Origin of the sequence: Vibrio sp. Sgm 5, from assembly GCF_026241575.1 — a bacterium.
GTDB classification, from domain to species: domain Bacteria; phylum Pseudomonadota; class Gammaproteobacteria; order Enterobacterales; family Vibrionaceae; genus Vibrio; species Vibrio jasicida.
In genome coordinates, this window is the sequence record NZ_JAPHPY010000007.1 from 138,656 (window position 1) to 162,547 (window position 23,892).

Consider the following 23,892-nt stretch of genomic DNA (forward strand, 5'->3'; position numbering starts at 1 on the left):
GTCGCACAATAAGACCAAAGTCTATACCGACGATAAAGTACTGATTTAAGAGTGTAAAAAGGTATGTATTATTTCAGTCTCGAAAACAAATGTTGCAATTTATTGCTTAACCTTGTTTTTATCGCGGATAGACTATATCTATAACGCAACGGAACACAAAACCAAGCAGAAATGCCTTTTGTAGCGTTCTGTTTCTTATAACAAGGTGTTCTTATAATAATCCGTTTTAAAAATAGGTGTCTTGAAAAACAACCTGTTCTAAAAAACGATAAGCTTCCTCGGAGAAAAGTAATGAAGCGAATTATGTTATTCCTAGCAACTAACCTAGCCGTTGTGCTGGTTCTTAGTGTTGTTCTGAATATTGTTTACGCTGTAACTGGAATGCAACCAGGCAGTCTATCTGGTCTACTTGTCATGGCCGCAGTGTTCGGCTTTGGTGGTGCGTTTATCTCATTAATGATGTCGAAGGGCATGGCGCTACGTTCTGTTGGCGGTATGGTCATCGAGAGCCCACGTAATGAGACTGAGCATTGGTTGTTGGAAACTGTTGGTCGTCAAGCTCAACAAGCGGGCATTGGTATGCCAACGGTGGCAATTTACGATGCTGCAGATATCAACGCATTTGCGACAGGCGCAAAGCGCGATGACTCTCTGGTTGCGGTTTCTACTGGTCTGTTACACAACATGACGCGTGATGAAGCTGAAGCAGTATTGGCACACGAAGTGAGTCACATTGCTAATGGCGACATGGTAACCATGACATTGATGCAAGGCGTGGTGAATACATTCGTTATCTTCCTGTCTCGCTTTATCGCAAACATCGTGGCATCTAATGATGATGAAGAAGGCCAAGGCACTAACATGATGGTGTACTTTGGTATTTCAATGGTGCTAGAACTGGTATTCGGTTTCCTAGCAAGCTTCCTAACCATGTGGTACAGCCGTCACCGTGAATTCCACGCTGATGCGGGTGCTGCTCAATTGGTCGGTAAAGAGAAGATGATTGCTGCGCTTGAGCGCTTGAAGATGAGCCACGAATCTCAACTAGACGGCACAATGATGGCGTTTGGTATCAATGGTAAGCAATCTATCACAGAGCTTCTTATGAGCCACCCACCACTAGACAAGCGCATTGCTGCACTTCGTAGCCAACAATACTAACTGCTCGTAATTATTCAGCAGATAAATAGTTAATCCTATGAAAAGGCTTGGTTTTTTAACCAAGCCTTTTTTTGTTTCTGTTGATCGCTACCGTACTTCATCACGTATCACTCTACAGAAACAAAGTTATACAAAAATATTTTTGTACAACTTTTCTTGTTTGGTCTATCTTGTACATATAATAATTTTGTACAACTGTTGAAGTAGCGTAGGAGTATAGAAATGGACATTCAGTCAGTTGGCAACATATATCAGAAGTTGAGCAAAGCGAATTTGCATTTGCTTGAAGGGGTATACCACCAGGATGTGGTGTTTGAAGATGCTGCTCATCGCCTAGAGGGATGGCCTGCGCTTTCTGATTATTTTCAGTCGCTATATTCCAATGTAATACGCTGCGACTTTGTTATTCATGATCACCAACAAGTTGGAGAAACTGGGTTCTTGACATGGACGATGGATCTTCAGCATCCAAAGTTGCAGAAAGGCGCCCCGATCCTTGTTAACGGCGTATCGCATCTTAAATTTTGCGAGGGACAGGTTATTTATCACCGAGACTATTTCGATTTGGGTGAGATGCTTTATGAAAACTTACCTTTGCTAGGGTCAGTAGTGAGAACCATTAAGCAGAGGTTAGGGCAATGACAGAGTCGGTTTTGATAACTGGAGCAACGTCGGGTATCGGCAAACAACTCGCACTCGATTACGCCCTAGCTGGATGGAAGGTCATCGCTTGTGGTCGGAATCAAGCGGTTCTGTCAGAGCTAGAAGCTTCATCTCAAAATATCGCTACATTGCGATTTGATATAACTGACTATGAACAAACGCAGACCGCACTCAATGCGTTGCCGTTTACCCCTGAGACATGGATGCTTAATGCGGGAGACTGTGAATATATGGATGACGGTTTGGTAGATGCACAACTTATGGCGCGTGTTATGAACGTTAATGTCGTTGGTGTCGCGAATTGTGTCGAAGCGTGCCAGTCGCAATTCGAACGCGGCCACCGTGTTGTGATCGTCGGCTCTATTGCCTCTGAAATCGCGCTGCCTCGCGCTGAAGCCTACGGAGCATCGAAAGCTGCTGTCAGTTATTTCGCACGCACACTTGCCGTAGATTTGAAAGCGAAAGGCATCAAAGTCGTAACCGTATTTCCCGGCTTTGTAGAAACCCCTTTAACACACAAAAACACGTTTGATATGCCGATGATTATCTCGGTCAATCAGGCTTCTGAAGCCATCAGAAAACAATTGGATGCAGGCAAAAGCTATATTTATTTCCCAGCGAGATTCACCGGAATACTACGTTTTATCTCGTTGCTTCCATACAGCTGGCAAGCTCGGCTCACCGCAAAACTCGTATCATAAGAAGGAAGAAGCATGAACACGGTAGGAAGAAAAAAAGTCGCGATTATTGGAACGGGTATTTCTGGCCTGACTTGCGGTTACTACTTACACAAAGAACATGACGTGACGTTATTTGAGGCCAACGACTACATTGGTGGACACACAGCCACTGTCGATGTGAACGTTGCTGGCAAAGACTACGCTATTGACACTGGGTTTATCGTTTACAACGACCGTACTTACCCTAATTTCATCCAAATGATGAACGAGATAGGTGTGGAAGGGTTACCAACACAAATGAGTTTCAGCGTACGAAATGACAGCAACGGGTTAGAGTATAACGGCCATACGGTTTCAACGCTGTTTGCGCAAAAGCGTAACTGGGCAAACCCCAAATTTTATCGTTTCATTTTCGAAATTCTTCGCTTCAACAAGCTGGCAAAACGTTTTGCCAATGAGCAATCAACAGATTCACAGACGCTGGGCGAGTTTCTTGACGAGCACAAATTCAGTCCTTTCTTTTCTGACAATTATATATTGCCGATGGGTGCCGCGATTTGGTCGTCGACGTTAGCGGACATGCGTGCGTTTCCACTCATGTTCTTCTTACGCTTCTTCTTAAACCACGGTTTGTTAGATGTGACTAACCGACCGCAATGGTATGTAATAAAAGGGGGTTCGCGCGCTTACATCCCACCACTGACCAAAGGCTTTGCAGATAAAATTCGACTCAATAGCCCGGTTGAGAAAGTCGTTAGAAGTGACAACGGTGTAGGTGTTCAGGTACATGGTGAGACGTATTGGTTTGATGACGTTATCTTCGCCTGTCACAGTGATCAAGCGATGAAAATGCTCGATGAAATCTCGCCTCTAGAACAAGATATTTTGGGCAATATGACTTATCAAGCGAATGAAGTGGTTTTACACACGGACACTAGTTTGTTGCCAAAACGCAAGGCGGCGTGGGCGGCATGGAACTATTTGTTGGATGGCAGTGACGGCGAGCAGCAACGTCTACCTTCGCTGACTTATAACATGAACATTCTTCAGCACGTTCAATCAGAGCATACGTTTTGCGTAACGTTGAACAGTAGCAATCAAATCAACCCAAACAAGATTCTACGCTCATTCACTTATCATCACCCTGTATTTACCACGGAGTCGATAGCAGCGCAGCAGCGCAAATATGAGATGCAAGGAAAGCAAAGCTCTTGGTTCTGTGGCGCTTATTGGTACAACGGATTCCATGAAGATGGTGTACGTAGTGCTCTTGACGTAGTGAAAGGCTTGGAAGAAAAGTACCGCGATCAAAATGTGGTTCCTTTTGAAAAAGGCGCGGCATGATATGGGGAGCGAGATGAACAGCAGACTATTTATTGGCAATGTTCGTCATCGCCGATTTACCCCAGTTAAGCATGAACTGAACTACTCTCTGTTCATGCCTGCGATTGATGTCGATGAGCTTGTCGAGTTAGAGAAGAATGTATGGGGCTTTGGTTCACGTTGGTGGCACTGGGCTCGTTTCAAGCGCAGCGATTACATTGGTGAAGGTTGCATTAAATCAGCAGTACAAAGAAAAGTTGAAACATTAACCGGTGTTCGTTGTTCGGGGAAAGTTATTGCTGTTTGCCACTTGCGCTATCTCGGTCTTTATTTTAGCCCTGTGAACTTTTACTACGTTTACGATAATAAAGGCGAATGGCAGTACCTTCTCGCAGAAGTGAGCAATACCCCTTGGAATGAATGCCATTATTACGCGGTTGCTGCGGATAAGGATGATGAACACTTTGGTTGGGAACAAGACAAAGCATTTCACGTCTCGCCATTTAACCCTATCGACCAGCGTTACCATTGGAAGATAAAACCGTTGACCGACAAACTTAATATCCATCTCGAGTGTCACAAAGGCGAAAAACACTTTGACGCGACGATGGCGATGAAAGGGCAACCTTTTCTGAGTAAAAGCTTACTTAAGTGCTTGATCGTTACACCGATTCAAACGGTAAAAGTAATGGTTGGCATTTATTGGCACGCACTAAAACTCTGGGTTAAAGGCGCGCCTTTTTACTCACACCCTAAGTATGCTCAACCAGACACAGCTGTACCTGAGCAAGTGAGTGAAGACGAGAAAAATAATAAGCATAAGGAGAACTCTGCATGTTAAACACGACTTCTATGGCGATGCCGCGAGAATTGACGACGACACAAAAAGCGGCTCGTGGGGTTCTTTTTCAGTGTCTACAGAAAATGGAAATCGGCTGCTTAACTGTGATTGAAAGCTTCAAGACAGAAACAACCGAGCGCAGTGAGAGATTTTCTACACCAAATGGTGATTACAAAGGTTCGCCCGTCGTCGCAACGATAGAGGTGAAGCATCCTGGTTTTTACTCCCGCATTTTGCAAGGCGGGAGCATTGCAGCGGGTGAAGCTTACATGGACGGCTGGTGGGATAGCCCAGATTTGACTGCACTGATGAAGCTAATGGCGCTCAACATGCGAGCCCTCGATAGACTTGAAGAGCAAGGCAGTTGGTTGACTAAGATATTGTATAAATTTAGTCACTGGACAAACCGAAACTCTCAAGAGAATTCGCGCAAGAATATACACGCACATTACGATTTGGGTAATAACCTCTATGAAGCGTTTCTTGACACCAACATGCTGTATTCATCAGCACTGTATAACCAAGAGAGCGACTCATTGGAACAGGCACAAATCAATAAGATGGATCGTTTGTGCCAACAGCTCGAACTCAAACCTAGCGATCATGTTATCGAGATTGGCACAGGGTGGGGCGCTATGGCGATCTACATGGCCGAGCAATACGATTGTAAAGTTACGACGACAACCATCTCTGAAGAGCAACATGCTTACGCTGAGCAGAAAATCAAAGAGCGTGGCTTAACAGACAAAGTAACGCTGCTGAAAGAAGATTATAGAAACTTAACCGGAACGTACGATAAGTTGGTTTCTATTGAAATGATCGAAGCGGTCGGTAAACAGTTCTTGCCGTCGTACATTAAGAAATGTGAATCTTTGCTGATGTCAGGTGGTTTGATGGCCATTCAAGCGATAACTATTGCTGACCAGCGTTACGATTACTACAGCAACAACGTCGATTTTATTCAAAAGTACATTTTCCCTGGGGGCTTTCTACCTTCGGTAACATCGTTAACACAAGCGACAACCAAGCACAGTGATTTGGTGACTCGAGATTTGTTCGATATCGGTCTAGATTATGCGAAAACGCTTAATGAATGGCATTTCCGATTCAATCAAGCAGAGCATGAAGTCAGAAGCTTTGGCTACGATGACCGATTTGTACGAATGTGGCGCTACTACTTGAGCTACTGTGAAGGGGGCTTTTTAGCTCGAACCATCAGTGCTGTGCATATGACTTTTCAACGTCCGTAACCCTTTATGAGACTGTTTATTGCATCAACATGGTTCCAACTCTGCTGGTTCGCCGCCGTGCTTGGAACCTATCAATGGCAATGGCTGACGTTAGTGCTTACGTTACTAACGTTGGTGTATTGTTGGAGAGTCGAGCCCTTCGCTCTCAAAAGTGTTGCCATAGTCGTGTTCATGGGCTTGGTACTTGACACTCTCAACAAGCAACTGTCTGTCCTCCTATTCCCAACTGTTTGGTTGCCCATGTGGCTTGTCTGCTTGTGGGTTTTATTTTCTTGGTATGCCTACCAACTCAAGTCAATTTTGTACCGTTTCCCAAAAAACTACGTATCAGTAGTAGGCGGCATCGGAGGAACAGCGAGCTACTTTGCTGGTTACAAGCTCCAAGCCGTTGAATTTGGATTCAACACAAGCATTACCCTCGCAATTTTGTTTGTCGAATGGAGTTTAGTAATGCTTTTGATACTCAGGGTATACGGAAATGAAAAGCTTGAAGAGAAATTGGAAACAGAACCTGACTAACAGTTTGTTGATGACGGCTTTACTTTTTGTGATGCCTTCACAAGCTCAGACGATTACAGGAACAAGCGCTTTACCGATGTGGCAGCTGTGGCAAACGGTTGGAGAAGCACAACTTACTTGGTTCGTTTTTGATGTTTATAAGTCAACCTTGAAAGCGCCAGACGGACAGTACCTCGTCTCTAATGACGTTTCTCCTCACCCATTTGCGCTCGAAATTAATTATCAAAGAGACATTAGCAAGCAGCAACTTCTTGATGTGACGGATGAACAATGGCAAAAGCTTGGTTTCACGCAAGCTTACCGTCAGGCTTGGATCTCTAAATTTGGCACCATGTTCCCTAATATCAAAAAAGGCGATGAGCTTACCTACCTCACTGATGGAAAAACAGGGCGACTTATCTATCGACAAGCGGGCAGCAAGCCTTATCAGATAGTTGGTTATGTTAAGGATGAGCGACTCAATGATGCGTTTCTATCTATTTGGTTATCACCAAAAACTGAATTTCCTAAACTTCGTAAACAACTTATTGGGCAGGTAAGGTAGTGAAAGTACTAAAGCGTATCTTAAAAACTTCGATTGTCGCAGCGGTAACACTGCTTGGCGCGTGTTCTGCTGATATCGACAATTACCAACCCGCTACTCCAGCCTTCGATTTGTTCGGCTATTTCGAAGGTGATGTCAAAGCATGGGGAATGGTGCAGGATTACACCGATAAGCAAACGCGTCGCTTCGAGGTCGACATCGTCGGTACAGTGAAAGGCAATGAGCTAACACTGGTGGAAGATTTTGTCTTTGATGATGGCGAGCTTGACCAGCGTATATGGGTCATTACCAGACTCGAAGATGGTACTTATCAAGGGAAAGCGGACGACATTATTGGTGTAGCGACCGGTAAAGAGACGGGTAATGCGCTGCAATGGCAATATGACTTCGAGTTGAAAATGGATGATTCAACTATCATGGTGTCGTTTGATGATTGGCTTTATCGCCAGGATGAAATGCACGTGTTTAATCTCACCAAGATTAAGAAATTTGGCGTTGAAGTAGGGACGATTACTCTTTTCTTCCAGAGGCAATAGAAATAAAGAATCGAGCTGCGGGAGCGCTTCGCTCTAGGAACCGAGAGTGAGGAACTAGTATTTTAGTAAAGGGAAGCTTAACTTTGGAAGTGTTGGCAAAGATGCCTTTTGAATGGATATAATCGAGTCTTATCCCTTACCCCGAAGCGTAGCGTTCTGTGGGGCGAAGCCTGTTACCCCTAAAATAAAGAAAGGGTTGATGCTTTCACGTCAACCCTCACAATTTTTTTGGAATCCTGAATCCTGAATCCTGAATCCTGAATCCCGAATCCCGAATCTTACAGCTTGTCTGTCAGCTCGATTGCTTGACCGATATAGTTAGCTGGTGTCATCTCTTTCAGGCGTGCTTTCTCGTGCTCAGGAAGCTCAAGACCGTCAATGAAGTTACGCATTGCTTCGCCGTCTACACGTTTACCACGAGTCAGCTCTTTTAGCTTCTCGTATGGCTTCTCGATGCCGTAACGACGCATTACGGTTTGCACTGGCTCTGCTAGTACTTCCCAGTTCTTGTCGAGTTCAGCAAGAAGCGCTTCACGGTTTACTTCTAGCTTGCTGATGCCTTTTAGCGTTGAAGTGTAAGCGATGATTGCGTAGCCAACACCAACGCCAAGGTTACGTAGAACCGTAGAGTCAGTAAGGTCACGTTGCCAACGAGAGATAGGCAGTTTCTGTGCTAGGTGACCGAATACTGCGTTCGCAAGGCCTAGGTTACCTTCAGAGTTTTCAAAGTCGATTGGGTTAACTTTGTGGGGCATTGTTGAAGAACCGATCTCACCAGCAATGGTTTTTTGCTTGAAGTGGCCTAGTGCAATGTAACCCCAAACGTCACGATCGAAATCAATCAGGATTGTATTGAAGCGTGCAACCGCATCGAATAGTTCTGCGATGTAATCGTGAGGCTCGATCTGAGTTGTGTAAGGGTTCCAAGTTACGCCTAGAGATTCAGTGATGAATTCTTCAGAGAACTGGTGCCAATCTAGCTCTGGGTAAGCAGAAAGGTGTGCGTTGTAGTTACCTACTGCACCGTTGATTTTTGCTAGGATCTCAACGTTTTCGATTTGCTTGAATTGACGCTCCATACGGTACGCCACGTTTGCCATTTCTTTACCCATTGTAGATGGAGAAGCTGGCTGGCCGTGTGTACGAGACAGAAGTGGGATGTCGCGGTATTCAACAGCAAGCGCTTTGATTGCGTCGATTAGGTTGCGAATTTCTGGAAGAATCACAGTTTCACGCGCTTCTTTAAGCATTAGAGCGTGTGATGTGTTGTTGATGTCTTCAGAAGTACATGCAAAGTGGAAGAACTCGTTTACTGCGTGCAGTTCAGGAACGTCTGCTACTTTCTCTTTGAGGAAGTACTCAACCGCTTTAACGTCGTGGTTAGTTGTACGCTCGATCTCTTTGATACGGCGCGCATCTTCTTCAGAGAAGTTTGCAGCAAGGTCGTCTAGGAATTGGTTTGCTTCTATGCTAAACGCTGGCACTTCTGCAATTTCAGCAGTAGCAGCAAGCTTTTGTAGCCAGCGGATTTCAACGATAGTACGGTACTTAAGTAGACCGTACTCACTGAAAATTTCGCGTAACGCAATTGTCTTGCTTCCGTAACGACCGTCTACTGGTGAAACAGCAGTCAATGCTGACAGTTCCATGATGTTCTCCTGAATTGGGTTTCTAAATTTCGTGAGCTTTATACCAATAACTGTGGCAATTGTCACGAATATTGCGCAAACGTTTGCGCGGGATTTGTTTTGGTAGAAAAAAATGAGCTCGCGATAAACGCGAGCTGCTTATTTATTACCTTATTACATACGAGCAAGAAGAATTTGTGCTTGCTCGACCATCTTTTTGCGTCCAAAGATTAAGTGGCGACGTTTACCGCCAACTTGGCGCCAGAGTACTGCACTACGGATACCTGATAACAACAACGCGCGAACTTTGTGTTGGTTAGAGGTTTGTTGCAGCACGGATGGGGTACCGGTAACTTGAATGCGAGGGCCGATAGGGCTAACAACATCCAAGTAAATGCTTGCTAGGTTGCTGATCATTTGATCGTCCAGCAATTCAAAATGTTCCGTTTGACGCTGAGCCATTTGGATACGGTCACCAAGTTGTGACATTGCATCGTTGCGGCCTGTTAGCTTGCGCTCTAATGCCATTAGGCTAATGATGTAGCGAGTAACTTCACTCCCTGACGGGGTGCTATCAATCCCTTTCACTAAGCACTCAAGACCCAGCTTTAAGTCGGATTCACGACCAAAGACACCAATAGTGTTCGCTGGGTTTGTATTGATAATGGCGTTAATTGACGTTTCAAAGGCATCTTGATCACAATGTCCGTCTTTCGCTGCCTGTTGAACCAATGCAACAGCTTGGCAAATGCCTGCGAAAGCGATAGTACGGTCATAAAGTGTATTCGCCACGTAACGACTCCTAAGCTTGAGAATATTTAATGCGTTGCTCGATGATGCCGCCACCTAGGCACACGTCATCTTTGTAGAACACGGCCGATTGACCTGGCGTCACGGCAATTTGTGGTTCGTCAAAGATCACCTTAATGTTCTCATCATCGATAGGGATGATTGTACAAGGAATATCTTCCTGACGGTAACGTGTTTTCACTGTGCACTTCATAACATCGCGAATTGGTTCACGATCTACCCAGTGAAGTTGTGATGCAAGTAGGCCTTCTGATTTTAGCATCGGGTGGTCTTTACCTTGTACCGCAATCAAAACATTACGCTTTAGATCTTTCTCGCCAACGAACCATGGGTCTTCGTTACCGCCGCCGCCTTTACGTCCACCGATGTGAAGACCTTTACGCTGACCAAGCGTGTGGTACATCAGGCCTTGGTGTTGACCAATCACTTCGCCTTCTGGTGTTTCAATGTTGCCAGGTTGCGCAGGTAGGTATTTACCGAGGAACTCAGTGAACTTGCGCTCACCGATGAAACAAATACCCGTCGAGTCTTTCTTCTTCGCGGTGATTAGATCTTGCTCTTCCGCAATGCGGCGAACTTCTGGCTTCTCTAGGTCACCAACAGGGAATAGGCTACGTGCAATTTGCTCGTTGCTTAATGTGTACAGGAAGTAGCTTTGATCTTTGTTGCCATCGAGACCACGTAGCATCTGTGGTTTTTCCTGTTCTTCACCAGATAAAGCGTTCTCTGGGAATGAGCGACGTACGTAGTGACCCATTGCAATGTAATCTGCATCAAGCACTTCATCAGCGAACTCTAGGAATGCTTTGAACTTGATTTCTTTGTTACAAAGAATGTCTGGATTTGGTGTACGACCAGCTTTGTATTCTGCAAGGAAGTACTCAAATACGTTATCCCAGTACTCAGCAGCAAAGTTGATGGTGTGTAGGTGAATGCCCAGCTTGTCACATACTGCTTGAGCATCAGCAAGGTCTTCTGCTGCTGTACAATATTCTTCGTTGTCATCTTCTTCCCAGTTCTTCATGAACAGGCCTTCTACTTGGTAGCCTTGTTGCTTTAGAAGATACGCAGAAACAGATGAATCAACGCCGCCGGACATACCGACGATGACTTTCTTTTGGCTGTTATCAGACATTACTAAACACCACTTAAATAAACGGGACGCAGATTCTAACAGAATCCACAGACCGGTGACAGATCCGAGATCGAAATCACACTTCGATTTTGGCTTAAATTTATCCAAATACGAACGTGAGCGTTAAATTCGATAAGTATAGAAGGGTTATATATGGCATAGTTGGCAAAAATCCAAGAGGAAAAATCAAATGACTGAAGAAAACCAATTTATGCAAGAAGCTGAGTTGATTGAAATTGTAGAGAATCAACTTGAAGATGGTAACCCTATTAAAGTCAAAGAGACGTTAATGCGTTTGATGATGACTGGCACACCACGTGAAGATGCGGTTGCGATGATGGCGTGTGCTATGTCTATCGAGATTTTCGATGTGATGAAAAATGAAGGTGAATTCAATCTAAAGCGCTATACCGAACACCTCGAACAGCTGCCTGATTTGGGTTTCATGGAAGGCGAATAGAGCGCTAGAAAATAAAAAGCAGGGTGCAAACGTTTGCTATAATCGCTTTTATTGCTGCTTTATTGTCAGCGGTATAGAATCCGTTCTCCTTTTCATCCCTTACTCAGACTAACAATATGAAATTTCCTGGACAACGCAAATCGAAGCACTATTTTCCTGTTCATGCTCGTGACCCATTGGTGAGCCAAGCACAAGAAAGCAAAAAGATGACGCGCACTCACATCATTGGTATTGATCAGACTCTGGTTGATATTGAGGCGAAAGTTACAACGGATGTGATTGAAAAGTACGGTTTGAGTAAAGGACACTCGTTGGTAATTGATGACGCAACAGCAGAAGCGCTTTATCAACAATTAAAAGAAGAATGCCTAATTACCAATGAGTATGCAGGTGGCACGATTGGTAATACGCTACACAATTATTCTGTGTTGGCAGATGACCGCTCAACGCTTCTGGGTGTAATGAGCCAAGATATCAAAATCGGCAGCTACGGTTACCGTTACTTATGTAACACATCAAGCCGCATGGATCTGAACTACCTACAAGGTGTTGAGGGTGCAATTGGTCGTTGTTTTGCTCTTATTACTGAAGACGGTGAACGTACTTTCGCTATCAGCGAAGGTCAAATGAACCAACTTCACCCAGACAATATCCCTGAAAAGATTTTCAAGAGTGCGTCGGCTTTAGTACTGACTGCATACCTTGTTCGTTGTAAAGAAGGCGACCCAATGCCGGAAGCAACGATGCGTGCGATTGAATACGCGAAGAAACACGATGTACCTGTTGTATTAACGCTAGGTACCAAATTCGTTATTCAAGATGACCCTACATTCTGGCAAGAGTTTATTCGCGATAACGTTTCTGTTGTTGCAATGAATGAAGATGAAGCGGAAGCATTAACGGGCGAATCTGATCCTCTAGCAGCATCGGATAAAACGTTAGATTGGGCTGATCTAGTGCTTTGTACTTCTGGCCCTGTTGGCCTATTTATGGCTGGTTACACTGAAGATAGCGCGAAACGTGAAACTTCTTTGCCATTACTTCCTGGTTCTATTGCTGAATTTAACCGTTTCGAATTTAGTCGCCCAGCGAAGAAAGATACGTGCGAGAATGCAATTAAAGTATATTCACATATCTCTCCATACATGGGTGGCCCAGAAAAAATTAAGAACACCAATGGCGCAGGTGATGCGGCATTGTCTGCAGTTCTTCATGATATGGCGGCAAATAAATACCACAAAGAAAATGTGCCTAACTCAAGCAAGCACAGCAATGAGTATTTAACTTACTCTTCATTCTCTCAAGTTTGTAAATACGCAAACCGTGCAAGTTATGAAGTGTTAGTTCAACACTCTCCACGTCTTTCTCGCGGCCTGCCGGAGCGTGAAGATAGTTTGGAAGAAGCATACTGGGAACGTTAATTAATCACGTTGAATTAGGTAATTCCTAGCATACGAAAAATGGCGCATTCCAAATGCGCCATTTTTGTATCTATTTACAGATAAATAAAAAGGTTCCCATTTGGGAACCTTTTTTAATTTCATAAATCTTTTATTAGATTAGGAAATCGTCTAGAGATTTACCTGCATCAAGTTGCTCTTGGATTGATGAAGGTGTACGACCTTGACCCGTCCAAGTTTTTTCTTCGCCGTTAGTGTCAGTGTACTTGTACTTAGCTGGACGAGGAGCGCGTTTAGCTTTCGCTTTAGTCTTCGTTTCGCCAGATAGTGCACTGATTAGTGCTTCAACGTCGATACCGTCTTGAGCGATTTGCTCAGCGATAGCTGCAAGTTTTGCTTCTTGCTCAGCAAGTGCTGCGCGGTCAGCTTCTTCAGCTTCTTTACGCTCTTCAACAACGATAGTTAATTTATCTAGAGCTTCTTCCAATTGTTCTAGAGTCAGCTCACGAGAGAATGCACGAAGGCTACGGATATTTAGAAGTGTTTTAGTCAGCTCTGACATAACGATTCCTATTAATAGGTTAAAAGGTTCAACACTAGTTATCGATACGATTAATTAAATGCTAAACGAGAAATAAAACATAGAGTCCTTATATTTAACTTTATCTTTCTCATATGTGCAAATGCTAATTCATGATTTAGATTAAATTTCTTGGGTTTTTTCGTAATAAAGCAATATTAATTTACAGATATGAATTCTTAATTGAGTTTAACCTCAGTTTTTTCATTATAGATACTGCGTTTTTCTCGATTAGTGGTTTCTTTATTTATATGTTGAATTCTATTTCTCTCAATCTGACAGAAAAGTAGGAAAAGAGGGAAAACCGAATGTCATATTTCTTTCATTTATTGTTAGAGCACAAAACATGAAGAATTGATGGTAGTAATAAAGTTTCATAAAAGACAGCATTGTCGTGATTGCAGTTGCTCAATCTATAGGTGGCTCACATTCTATTTATAAATCAAAATTGCGATTATTTATTCATTTAATTTAGTTTGATGTGTTGCATTGGAGGTCTTCATGAGTACAATGGCTGTCACCTGATGCAATATTGCAGATAATTTGTTGTTAATTTGTACAATTAATGGTTAATTATTTGTTGTTGCCGTAGAGGTGCAGTCTCGAAGAGTAGCTATTATTGGGGTGATGCCAATGAATAATAGTGGAAGGCGAAGATTGCCGAAGTAAGTGGCCTATCAAAACCACTTGCTGGGGTTGTCTCTGAAAGGAACAACACTGCCATAGTATATTTACATTAAACTATGGAGCGCTACTGTAGGGTTGGGTGGAGTGTTCGCTTCCCTGTCGCTAAGTTCAACATGAGCACGTACCGTATGCTACGTGACTTGTCTGCAGTAGATCTCTAGCCAAACTTTGGTTTTTGAAGATCATGAATTTAATAGATTTTGCACATTCTCCTGTTTCGTTACTACCGCCGATTGTCGCTTTGACACTGGCGATTTTAACTCGACGCGTATTAGTTTCTCTTGGTGTAGGTATCGTACTTGGTGCGATTCTGCTTAATGATTGGTCTATCGGTAACACGATAGGTTATGTGAGTGCTCAAGTTTCTTCTGTCTTTATTGAAGACGGCGGTCTTAACACTTGGAACATGAGTATTGTCGGTTTCCTAATTCTTTTAGGTATGACAACGGCGCTATTGACGCTATCTGGTGGTACTCGCGCTTTCGCTGAATGGGCGCAAACACGAGTTAAAAGTAAACGTGGCTCTAAACTTCTTGCTGCCTTCTTAGGCGTGTTCATTTTTGTCGACGATTACTTTAATAGTCTTGCTGTTGGTGCGATTTCTCGTCCAGTAACAGACCGTTTCTATGTGTCTCGCGCTAAACTGGCGTACATTCTAGACTCCACCGCAGCTCCTATGTGTGTGATTATGCCTGCTTCAAGCTGGGGTGCTTACATCATTACGATCATCGGCGGTATCTTGGTGTCACACGGCATCACTGAATACTCAGCACTCGGTGCGTATGTTCGTCTTATTCCAATGAACTTCTATGCTGTATTTGCTCTACTTATGGTATTTGCAGTAGCGTGGTTCGGTCTTGATATCGGTAAAATGCGTGAGCACGAAATTGCAGCCTCTCAGGGCCGTGGTTTTGAAAAAGACAAAGAAAACGACACGCAAGAAGCACATGAACTAAACGAAGAGCTAGATATTCGTGAAAGCGAGAAGGGTAAAGTTTCTGACCTAGTTCTCCCTATCGTTACGCTTATCATTGCTACGATCGCTTCTATGCTTTACACAGGTGGGCAGGCCCTAGCCGCTGACGGTAAAGAGTTTGCGCTCCTTGGTGCGTTCGAGAACACTGATGTAGGTACTTCTTTAGTTTACGGTAGCTTGCTGGGCCTTGCGGTTGCACTATTTACTGTACTTAAGCAAGGCATCCCAATGGCGGAAATTGGCCGCACACTTTGGATTGGTGCGAAGTCAATGTTTGGTGCGATCCTTATCCTTGTGTTTGCTTGGACTATCGGCTCTGTTATCGGTGACATGAAGACAGGTTCTTACCTATCGACTATGGCTCAGGGCAATATTAATCCGCATTGGCTACCAGTCATCCTATTCTTGCTATCTGGCTTAATGGCGTTCTCGACAGGTACGTCGTGGGGCACGTTTGGTATCATGCTCCCTATCGCGGGCGACATGGCAGGTGCAACAGACGTAGCGCTTATGCTGCCAATGTTGAGTGCAGTGCTGGCAGGTGCGGTATTCGGTGACCACTGTTCACCAATCTCTGATACGACCATTCTGTCGTCGACAGGTGCCCGTTGTAATCACATTGATCACGTATCGACTCAGTTGCCTTATGCATTATCAGTCGCGCTTGTTTCATGCGTGGGCTTTATCGCTCTTGGTATGACTGCGTCTATCGTATTCTCTTTCATTGCTGCGTCGATTACTTTTGTTATCGTTTGCGCAATTTTGTCATGGCTTTCTAAGTCAAAAATGGCATCATGTCAGAACGCTTAATTGATTGATAATTAAAATAAAATAAAAGGGGGCTTCGGCCTCCTTTTTTATTTGTATTATACAATTCGATTTTTTTTAAAATTAAGGGTTGAAAAAAAGAATCAGCTTGGTTAGTGTGGTTACTAACAAAGCAACTAAGACGAGCCTTGAAATAAGTATGCGCAATTTTGTAATGAACATTCATCACCATCATCACCCAATTTAGTCTTTCGGGAGATGCGCGCATACCCGGGAGACAGGATACTCCCGGAGGTGAAAATCAAAGTGTAAACAGATTTCAAACCCTCGGGAGACCAAAATCTCTCGAGGGTTTTTTAGTTTTACTGGTTTATAAAATATTTAGATTATCGAATCTGGCACAGGGATAAAGCAATGCAAACACAACGCTTAAGAATCGCAATTCAGAAAAAAGGCCGCCTAAGTAAAGAGAGCCAAGCTCTATTGAAAAAGTGTGGTGTGAAATTCAATGTAATGGGTGAGCGTCTTGTCGTTCATTCTGAAAATATGCCCATTGATTTGTTATTAGTTCGCGATGATGACATCCCAGGTTTAATTATGGATGGTGTTGTTGACCTAGGTTTTATTGGTGAGAATGAATTAGAAGAAGTTCGTTTAGACCGTAAAGCTTTGGGCGAACCTTATGACTTTGTTCAGCTTCGTCGTCTTGATTTTGGCGGCTGCCGTTTGTCTATCGCAATCGACAAAGACGAAGAATATAACGGTCCTCAAGATCTAGCAGGCAAACGCATCGCAACGACTTACCCGCAACTGCTTAAAGCTTACATGGATGACGCGGGTGTACCGTTCTCAACTTGTATGCTGACAGGCTCTGTAGAAGTTGCGCCTCGAGCTGGTCTAGCAGATGCTATCGCTGACTTGGTTTCTACTGGCGCTACGCTAGAAGCCAATGGTCTAAAAGAAGCCGAAGTTATCTTTAAGTCGAAGGCAACGTTAATTCAACGCAAAGGTGAGTTTGACGCCGATAAAGTTGCGCTTATCGATAAGCTATTGACTCGTATGCAAGGCGTGCAGCAAGCAAAAGAATCAAAATACATCATGCTACATGCGCCTGCTGAGAAGCTTGAGCAAATTAAGTCTCTATTACCGGGTGCAGAAGACCCAACGGTATTGCCTCTATCTGCTGACAAGCAAAAAGTTGCGGTTCATTTGGTAAGTACTGAAAACCTGTTCTGGGAAACCATGGAACAGCTAAAGGAACTGGGTGCGAGCTCAATTCTGGTACTACCAATTGAAAAAATGATGGAGTAATCGCAATGAGAACAGTTGTATGGCAATCGCTGAGTGAAACTCAACAAGACTCGATTCTAGAACGTCCGGCAATCGCAGAAGGCGCAAACATCACTGCTGCGGTTTCTGAAGTAATCGCAAAAGTTCGTAAAGAGGGTGATGCTGCATTATTGGAGCTGACTGAGAAGTTTGACCGTGTGAAGCCGGAATCCATTCGTGTATCAGCTCAAGAAATCGATGAGGCGTCTGCTCGCCTTTCTGAAAAGATGAAAGGCGCGCTTGAGCAAGCTTATGCAAACATCTCGAAGTTTCATAAAGCACAAAAGCCACAACCAATTAAAGTAGAAACTCAGCCGGGTGTCCTTTGTGAGCAGGTAACGCGCCCAATTCAAAAAGTGGGTTTGTACATTCCTGGCGGTAGTGCGCCATTGCCTTCGACTGTTCTAATGCTCGGTGTTCCTGCAAAAATTGCAGGTTGTCGTAAAGTGGTGCTTTGCTCTCCACCGCCAATCGCTGACGAGATTCTGTACGTAGCTAAACTGTGCGGCATTGATGAAGTGTACAACGTTGGTGGTGGCCAAGCCGTCGCTGCAATGGCTTATGGCACAGAGACTGTATCTAAAGTTGATAAGATCTTTGGTCCAGGTAACGCTTATGTGACGGAAGCAAAACGTCAGGTTAGCAATGATTTCCGCGGTGCTGCGATTGATATGCCTGCAGGTCCATCTGAAGTGCTTGTGATTGCTGATGAAACCGCAGATGCAGACTTTATCGCTGCGGATCTTTTGAGCCAAGCAGAGCACGGTCCTGATTCTCAAGTGGTACTTGTGACGCCTTCTCCTGTTATTGCGGATCAAGTGACGGATGCGGTTCAACGTCAGCTTAAGGAGCTATCTCGTGCGGAGATCGCCGAGCAAGCATTGGCGTCAAGCTTGATTATTATTGCTGAGTCTCTCACTCAATCTATTTCGATTTCAAATTATTACGGTCCTGAGCACTTAATTGTTCAGACTAAGAACCCTCGTGAGCTTCTACCTCTATTAGATAACGCAGGTTCTATCTTCCTAGGTGATTGGTCGCCTGAATCAGCAGGTGATTACGCATCGGGCACGAACCACGTTCTTCCTACTTACGGTTACACACGCACGTATTCAAGCTTAGGTTTGGCTGATTTCTCCAAGCGTATGACGGTTCAAGAACTGTCTGCTGATGGTCTAAAGAACCTTGCGCCAACAGTGGTAACGATGGCGGAAGCAGAAGGTCTGGATGCGCACAAACGTGCAGTGACAATCCGTACTGAGAAACTAACCCGCACAGAAAAACTGGCAGCTAAGTAAGAGGATATTGAGATGGAAAAGCTAGCGCGCAAACAAGTCCAACAACTTACCCCTTATATGTCGGCTCGTCGAATTGGTGGTACAGGTGACGTATGGCTGAACGCCAACGAATCGCCATTTAACAATGAATACAAAACAGACTTCGCTCGCCTTAATCGTTACAGCGAATGTCAGCCTAAAGAACTGATTTCTGCTTACGCAGCCTATGCGGGTGTAAAACCAGAACAAACGCTGACTTCTCGTGGTGCAGATGAAGGTATTGAATTACTGATTCGTGCATTCTGTGAGCCGGGTGAAGATGCGATTTTATACTGTCCACCGACTTACGGTATGTACGCTATCAGCGCAGAAACCATTGGTGTCGAGCGTAAAACCGTGCCGCTAACGTCAGATTGGCAACTAGACCTTGCAGGCATCGAAGCCAATCTGGATAACGTCAAATTGGTTTTCGTATGTTCACCAAACAACCCAACAGGTAACTTGGTCAAGCGTGAAGATATTGTCTCTCTGCTTGAGATGACAAAAGACCGTGCAATCGTGGTGATGGATGAAGCGTACATTGATTTTTGCCCGGAAGCATCAACGGTAGATTTACTGGCACAATACCCGAATCTCGCAATTCTGCGCACTCTGTCGAAAGCTTTTGCGCTTGCAGGTCTGCGTTGTGGATTTACGCTTGCGAACGAAGAGCTGATTAATGTACTTCTTAAAGTTATCGCACCGTACCCAGTCCCGGTTCCAGTGGCAGAAATTGCGACTCAGGCGCTTTCAGAAGCTGGTTTAGCGCGAGCGAAGTTCCAAGTGCTCGATTTGAACGCGAACCGTGCTTACTTGCAAGTTGGCCTTTCAATGATTCCGGGTTTGGAAGTTTTTGAAGGATGGGGTAACTACCTATTGGTGAAATTCCCAGATGGCGATGATGTTTTCAAAGCAGCTTGGGATACGGGGATTATCCTGCGTAACTCGCCAATCGAAGACTGTGTGCGTATCAGCGTGGGTAACCGCGACGAGTGCGAAAAAACGCTTGGATTTATTAGAAACTACTACGCATAAGTAGAGATAAAATTAATCGCTCTCGCTCAATAGCGGGAGCGCCAAAAGAATAGCAATAAGGAAGTTCTCGAGTGAGCAAACAACAAAAAATCCTTTTTATTGATCGTGATGGTACCTTAATTGTTGAGCCGCCGATTGATTTTCAAGTAGACCGTTTAGACAAACTAAAGCTAGAGCCATTTGTTATCCCAAGCCTGTTGTCGTTGCAGGACGCTGGATACCGTCTAGTGATGGTAACGAACCAAGATGGTTTAGGTACTGACAGCTACCCACAAGAAGATTTTGATGCTCCACACAATATGATGATGGAGATTTTTGAATCTCAGGGTGTGAAGTTTGATGACGTGCTGATTTGTCCTCACTTCGATGAAGATAACTGCTCTTGCCGTAAGCCTAAATTAGGCTTGGTAAAAGATTACCTTCAAGGTGGCAAAGTTGATTTCCAAAACTCCGTTGTGATTGGCGACCGTCAAACCGATCTTCAACTTGCAGAAAACATGGCAATTCGTGGCATTCAATACAACCCAGAAACCATGGGTTGGAAACAGATCCTCAAAGATCTCACCGTGAAGGCTCGCGTTGCTGAAGTGGTTCGCACCACAAAAGAAACAGACATCAAAGTATTCGTTAATCTTGATGAGCAAGGCGGTAACGATATTTCTACAGGTCTTGGCTTCTTTGACCACATGCTGGATCAAATCGCGACGCACGGTGGATTTCAAATGGTGTGCAAAGTGGAAGGTGACCTGCACATTGATGATCACCACACAGTAGAAGATACCGCTCTTGCGTTGGGTCAAGCGTTGAAAGAAGCACTGGGTGACAAACGTGGTATTGGTCGTTTTGGCTTTAGTCTTCCAATGGATGAGTGTTTAGCACAATGTGCACTAGACCTATCTGGTCGTCCTTACCTCAAGTTCGACGCGCAGTTTAGCCGTGAGCAAGTAGGTGATCTTTCAACAGAGATGGTGGTTCACTTCTTCCGCTCTCTGACTGACACATTAGCGTGTACGCTGCACCTGTCTTCTGCGGGTAACAATGATCACCACATCATTGAAAGCTTGTTTAAAGCGTTTGGTCGTACTTTGCGCCAAGCAATCAAAGTAGAAGGCACTGAGCTACCAAGTAGTAAAGGCGTGCTTTAAGGCTAACGTTAGCAAGGAGAAAAACAGTGACAGAACAGAAAGTTGTCATTATCGATACTGGCTGTGCCAACGTCTCTTCGGTGAAGTTTGCTATTGAACGCCTAGGCTATGACGTAACAATTTCAAAAGATCCGCAAGTTGTATTGTCGGCAGATAAGCTATTCCTACCGGGCGTGGGAACCGCTAGCGAAGCGATGAAAAACCTAGAAGAGCGCGATCTGATCAGCTTGGTAAAACAGGTAGAAAAGCCGCTGTTAGGTATCTGTTTAGGCATGCAACTGTTGGGCAAAGTGTCTCAAGAGAAAGGGCAGAAAGCCGATGAGTTGGTTGAGTGTCTTGGACTTTGTGATGGCGAAGTGAAGCTACTACAAACTGGCGATTTGCCACTGCCGCATATGGGTTGGAATACCGTGTCTGCAAAAGCAGGTAATCCACTTTTCAAAGGTATTGAAGAAGGAGAGTATTTCTACTTCGTGCACAGCTTTGCAATGCCTGTTGGGGATTACACGATTGCTCAATGTGAATACGGTAACCCGTTCACAGCAGCAGTACAAAGCGGGAACTACTACGGCGTACAATTCCACCCTGAGCGTTCTTCAAAAGCGGGCGCGAAGCTTATTCAAAACTTCTTAGAATTATAAAAGGGATTTAGTGTGATTATTCCAGCTCTTGATTTAATTGAAGGACAGGTGGTTCGCCTTTATCAAGGTGATTACGGCCAAGTAACCGAGTACAAAGTCGACCCAGCAGAGCAGTTCAACTTGTACCACCAAGCGGGTGCTAACTGGCTGCACTTGGTGGATTTAACTGGCGCGAAAGACACGACAGCACGCCAACTTGATTTGATTGCAAAGCTACTAGCAAGCACACCAGCGAACATCCAAATCGGTGGTGGTGTGCGTACAGAGCAAGACGTGATTGATCTGTTAGAAGCTGGTGCGCAGCGTGTTGTCGTTGGCTCAACAGCAGTAAAACAGCCAGAGCTTGTGAAAGGCTGGATGGAAAAGTATGGCGCAGAGAAAATCGTTCTCGCGCTAGACATCAACATCGACCAAGACGGCACACGTAAAGTAGCGATTTCTGGTTGGCAAGAAGATTCAGGGGTGACCATCGAAGCTCTGATCAACGATTACCTAACGGTAGGTTTGCAGCACGTGCTTTGTACGGACATTTCTCGTGACGGTACGCTAGAAGGCTCAAACGTAGAGCTTTACGTTGACCTATGCAAACAGTACCCACAAGTGCAGTTTCAATCTTCAGGTGGCATTGGCTCATTAGCGGATATCGAAGCGCTAAAAGGCAGCGGTGTGGCTGGCGTGATTGTTGGTCGTGCGTTGTTAGATGGTAAGTTCACAGCAGAGGAGGCGTTTGCATGCTGGCAAAGCGAATAATTCCATGTCTTGATGTTCGTGATGGACAAGTGGTAAAGGGCGTTCAGTTCCGTAACCACGAGATCATTGGCGACATCGTTCCTCTGGCACAGCGTTATGCTGAAGAGGGCGCTGACGAGCTTGTGTTCTACGATATTACCGCTTCAAGTGATGGTCGTGTCGTAGATAAAAGTTGGGTCGCTCGCGTTGCTGAAGTGATTGATATTCCTTTCTGTGTGGCTGGTGGTATTAAATCAGCGGAAGATGCAGCGCGCATTCTTGAGTTTGGTGCAGACAAGGTGTCTATCAACTCACCTGCATTGGCAAATCCGCAGCTGATTACTGACCTAGCTGATAAATTTGGCGTTCAATGTATCGTTGTTGGCATCGATTCATACTACGACAAAGAGACGGGTAAGTATCAGGTTTACCAGTTTACTGGTGATGAAGAACGCACCAAAGCAACTCAATGGGAAACTCGTGACTGGGTGCAAGAAGTACAAAAGCGTGGCGCTGGTGAAATCGTATTGAACATGATGAACCAAGACGGCGTGCGTAACGGCTACGATATTGAACAACTTAATATGGTGCGTGAAGTGTGTAACGTGCCATTGATTGCATCGGGTGGTGCAGGTGCCATGGAGCACTTCGCAGAAGCCTACCAAAAAGCAAATGTGGATGGCGCGCTTGCCGCATCGGTATTCCATAAGCAAGTCATCAATATTGGTGAACTAAAGCAGTATTTGAAACAACAAGGCATTGAGGTACGACTATGAGTGTGAAAGCCGCCGAAGTAAGTTCGCTAGCTGAGCGAATCAACTGGGAAAAGGTGGATGGTCTGGTACCTGCCATCGTACAAGATTTCCAATCAAGCCAAGTGCTGATGATGGGTTACATGAACCAAGATGCGTTGGCAAGAACGGGCGAAACGGGTCAAGTGACGTTTTTCTCTCGTACCAAGCAGCGTCTTTGGACGAAAGGTGAAACCTCTGGCAACGTATTGCAACTAGTGAACATGCAACTCGATTGTGACAACGATACGCTACTGGTGAAAGTGAATCCCATTGGTCCTACGTGTCACTTGGGTAACACAACTTGCTGGGATGTGGACCCTCAAGAGGAGTCACAAATGGTGTGGCTTCATCAACTTGAGCAACTATTGGCTGCCCGCAAGAGTGCCGACCCAGATTCCTCTTATACTGCCAGTCTTTATGCCCGTGGCACCAAGCGTATTTCGCAAAAAGTGGGCGAAGAAGGCGTTGAAGTCGCGCTTGCGGCGACGTCGGGCGATAAGGCGGAGTTAGTGTGTGAATCGGCAGACTTGATTTACCACTTAATGGTATTGCTTCAAGACCAAGGCTTATCGATGAATGACGTAGTGAATAAACTGAAAGAGCGTCATAAATAAGCCTGTTATAAATAAATGAAAGCCCCTATGGCTCAAGAGTCTAGGGGCTAATTATATGGTCCGCCTCACTCTCAAGCCCTACGCTTAGAGTAGGCTCTCAGAACGAGGTGAACCATATGTCTACCATTCACATCTTAGGTATCGATTTAGGCAAGCACTGCTTTCATGCGGTTGGCAACAATCACACTGGCAAAGACGTTATTCGCCGTAAGTTTAGTCGAAGCCAACTACTCCGTTTCTTATCTGTACTTGAACCTACCATCATCGCTTTTGAAGCCTGTGGTGGTGCTCACTGGCTTGCGAGAAAGTGTGAAGCCTATGGGCATCG

24 protein-coding genes, 1 pseudogene, 1 riboswitch and 1 other annotated feature are annotated in these 23,892 nt (G+C 44.7%); of the genes and pseudogenes, 21 read left to right on the forward strand and 4 right to left on the reverse strand.

What is annotated here, in order from left to right; genetic code table 11:
- Window positions 1-291: 291 nt before the first annotated feature.
- The 9 genes from htpX (at window position 292) to OQJ86_RS06220 (ending at window position 7,517) form a co-directional block, all read left to right on the forward strand.
- On the forward strand, window positions 292-1,161 hold the full coding sequence (htpX, locus tag OQJ86_RS06180; protein ID WP_038867070.1) for a protease HtpX: 870 nt from the start codon (window positions 292-294) through the stop codon (window positions 1,159-1,161).
- Between the two features lie 222 nt (window positions 1,162-1,383).
- Window positions 1,384-1,803, forward strand: coding sequence for a nuclear transport factor 2 family protein (locus OQJ86_RS06185; RefSeq protein WP_038867072.1), 420 nt, complete (start codon window positions 1,384-1,386; stop codon window positions 1,801-1,803).
- On the forward strand, window positions 1,800-2,525 hold the full coding sequence (locus OQJ86_RS06190) for an SDR family oxidoreductase (protein WP_265987219.1): 726 nt from the start codon (window positions 1,800-1,802) through the stop codon (window positions 2,523-2,525). The genes OQJ86_RS06185 and OQJ86_RS06190 overlap by 4 nt, the downstream gene beginning before the upstream one ends.
- Before the next feature lie 12 nt (window positions 2,526-2,537).
- Window positions 2,538-3,848, forward strand: a complete 1,311-nt coding sequence (locus tag OQJ86_RS06195) for an NAD(P)/FAD-dependent oxidoreductase (RefSeq protein ID WP_265987221.1) — start codon at window positions 2,538-2,540, stop codon at window positions 3,846-3,848.
- A gap of 1 nt (window position 3,849) precedes the next feature.
- Complete coding sequence (locus OQJ86_RS06200; protein WP_265987223.1) at window positions 3,850-4,668, forward strand: DUF1365 domain-containing protein; 819 nt, start codon at window positions 3,850-3,852, stop codon at window positions 4,666-4,668.
- Window positions 4,662-5,918: an SAM-dependent methyltransferase gene (locus OQJ86_RS06205; RefSeq protein WP_265987225.1), complete on the forward strand. Its 1,257-nt coding sequence runs from the start codon at window positions 4,662-4,664 to the stop codon at window positions 5,916-5,918. The genes OQJ86_RS06200 and OQJ86_RS06205 overlap by 7 nt, the downstream gene beginning before the upstream one ends.
- A 6-nt stretch (window positions 5,919-5,924) precedes the next feature.
- Window positions 5,925-6,437 carry a DUF2878 domain-containing protein gene (locus OQJ86_RS06210; RefSeq protein ID WP_265987227.1) on the forward strand — a complete coding sequence of 171 codons (513 nt, stop codon included), beginning with the start codon at window positions 5,925-5,927 and terminating at the stop codon, window positions 6,435-6,437.
- Window positions 6,397-6,981, forward strand: a complete 585-nt coding sequence (locus OQJ86_RS06215) for a chalcone isomerase family protein (RefSeq protein ID WP_265987228.1) — start codon at window positions 6,397-6,399, stop codon at window positions 6,979-6,981. Before OQJ86_RS06210 ends, OQJ86_RS06215 begins: the two co-directional genes overlap by 41 nt.
- Window positions 6,981-7,517, forward strand: coding sequence for a DUF3833 domain-containing protein (locus OQJ86_RS06220; RefSeq protein WP_416236444.1), 537 nt, complete (start codon window positions 6,981-6,983; stop codon window positions 7,515-7,517). The genes OQJ86_RS06215 and OQJ86_RS06220 overlap by 1 nt, the downstream gene beginning before the upstream one ends.
- Window positions 7,518-7,795: 278 nt before the next feature.
- Here OQJ86_RS06220 and purB read toward each other — a convergent pair whose 3' ends face one another.
- The 3 genes from purB to mnmA all read right to left on the reverse strand — a co-directional run bounded on the left by purB (window position 7,796) and on the right by mnmA (window position 11,090).
- Window positions 7,796-9,166: an adenylosuccinate lyase gene (purB, locus tag OQJ86_RS06225; protein ID WP_265987229.1), complete on the reverse strand. Its 1,371-nt coding sequence runs from the start codon at window positions 9,164-9,166 to the stop codon at window positions 7,796-7,798.
- Window positions 9,167-9,319: 153 nt separating this feature from the next.
- On the reverse strand, window positions 9,320-9,937 hold the full coding sequence (gene hflD / locus OQJ86_RS06230) for a high frequency lysogenization protein HflD (RefSeq protein ID WP_038867098.1): 618 nt from the start codon (window positions 9,935-9,937) through the stop codon (window positions 9,320-9,322).
- 10 nt (window positions 9,938-9,947) lie between these two features.
- Complete coding sequence (gene mnmA / locus OQJ86_RS06235) at window positions 9,948-11,090, reverse strand: tRNA 2-thiouridine(34) synthase MnmA (RefSeq protein WP_038867100.1); 1,143 nt, start codon at window positions 11,088-11,090, stop codon at window positions 9,948-9,950.
- Between the two features lie 190 nt (window positions 11,091-11,280).
- Between mnmA and OQJ86_RS06240 the strand changes: the two genes are divergently transcribed.
- Entirely contained in the window at window positions 11,281-11,550 is a 270-nt protein-coding gene (locus OQJ86_RS06240; RefSeq protein ID WP_038867102.1) for a hypothetical protein, read from the forward strand.
- Between the two features lie 116 nt (window positions 11,551-11,666).
- Window positions 11,667-12,971, forward strand: coding sequence for an inosine/guanosine kinase (locus OQJ86_RS06245; protein WP_038881454.1), 1,305 nt, complete (start codon window positions 11,667-11,669; stop codon window positions 12,969-12,971).
- A 133-nt stretch (window positions 12,972-13,104) separates the two neighbouring features.
- Here the strand turns inward: OQJ86_RS06245 and OQJ86_RS06250 are convergent, their stop codons facing one another.
- Window positions 13,105-13,512 (reverse strand): H-NS family nucleoid-associated regulatory protein, encoded by a 408-nt coding sequence (locus tag OQJ86_RS06250; RefSeq protein WP_038867108.1) that lies wholly within the window; start codon window positions 13,510-13,512, stop codon window positions 13,105-13,107.
- A gap of 599 nt (window positions 13,513-14,111) precedes the next feature.
- Window positions 14,112-14,292: riboswitch (Lysine riboswitch) on the forward strand.
- 109 nt (window positions 14,293-14,401) lie between these two features.
- On the opposite strand from OQJ86_RS06250, the gene tet(35) reads away from it, so the two are divergent.
- From tet(35) to OQJ86_RS06300, 10 genes and pseudogenes are all read left to right on the forward strand, one after another.
- Window positions 14,402-16,003 carry a tetracycline efflux Na+/H+ antiporter family transporter Tet(35) gene (gene tet(35), locus OQJ86_RS06255; protein WP_265987234.1) on the forward strand — a complete coding sequence of 534 codons (1,602 nt, stop codon included), beginning with the start codon at window positions 14,402-14,404 and terminating at the stop codon, window positions 16,001-16,003.
- A 180-nt stretch (window positions 16,004-16,183) separates the two neighbouring features.
- Window positions 16,184-16,322, forward strand: a sequence feature (His leader region).
- A 53-nt stretch (window positions 16,323-16,375) separates the two neighbouring features.
- A complete protein-coding gene (gene hisG / locus OQJ86_RS06260) occupies window positions 16,376-17,272 on the forward strand; it encodes an ATP phosphoribosyltransferase (protein ID WP_045403500.1) in 897 nt (298 codons plus the stop codon).
- 5 nt (window positions 17,273-17,277) lie between these two features.
- Entirely contained in the window at window positions 17,278-18,588 is a 1,311-nt protein-coding gene (hisD, locus tag OQJ86_RS06265; RefSeq protein ID WP_038881450.1) for a histidinol dehydrogenase, read from the forward strand.
- Window positions 18,589-18,600: 12 nt separating this feature from the next.
- The gene (gene hisC / locus OQJ86_RS06270; RefSeq protein WP_038881448.1) at window positions 18,601-19,641 is read left to right on the forward strand and encodes a histidinol-phosphate transaminase; all 1,041 of its coding nucleotides are present in this window, start codon (window positions 18,601-18,603) and stop codon (window positions 19,639-19,641) included.
- A gap of 71 nt (window positions 19,642-19,712) precedes the next feature.
- Complete coding sequence (gene hisB / locus OQJ86_RS06275; RefSeq protein WP_038881446.1) at window positions 19,713-20,786, forward strand: bifunctional histidinol-phosphatase/imidazoleglycerol-phosphate dehydratase HisB; 1,074 nt, start codon at window positions 19,713-19,715, stop codon at window positions 20,784-20,786.
- Between the two features lie 26 nt (window positions 20,787-20,812).
- Window positions 20,813-21,427 carry an imidazole glycerol phosphate synthase subunit HisH gene (hisH, locus tag OQJ86_RS06280; protein ID WP_038867122.1) on the forward strand — a complete coding sequence of 205 codons (615 nt, stop codon included), beginning with the start codon at window positions 20,813-20,815 and terminating at the stop codon, window positions 21,425-21,427.
- 12 nt (window positions 21,428-21,439) lie between these two features.
- Window positions 21,440-22,177: a 1-(5-phosphoribosyl)-5-[(5-phosphoribosylamino)methylideneamino]imidazole-4-carboxamide isomerase gene (gene hisA / locus OQJ86_RS06285; RefSeq protein ID WP_005390889.1), complete on the forward strand. Its 738-nt coding sequence runs from the start codon at window positions 21,440-21,442 to the stop codon at window positions 22,175-22,177.
- Entirely contained in the window at window positions 22,159-22,932 is a 774-nt protein-coding gene (gene hisF / locus OQJ86_RS06290) for an imidazole glycerol phosphate synthase subunit HisF (protein ID WP_004749837.1), read from the forward strand. Before hisA ends, hisF begins: the two co-directional genes overlap by 19 nt.
- Window positions 22,929-23,564, forward strand: coding sequence for a bifunctional phosphoribosyl-AMP cyclohydrolase/phosphoribosyl-ATP diphosphatase HisIE (hisIE, locus tag OQJ86_RS06295; RefSeq protein WP_104029490.1), 636 nt, complete (start codon window positions 22,929-22,931; stop codon window positions 23,562-23,564). The genes hisF and hisIE overlap by 4 nt, the downstream gene beginning before the upstream one ends.
- A 116-nt stretch (window positions 23,565-23,680) precedes the next feature.
- Window positions 23,681-23,892: pseudogene (locus OQJ86_RS06300) on the forward strand (IS110 family transposase); the annotation flags it as partial.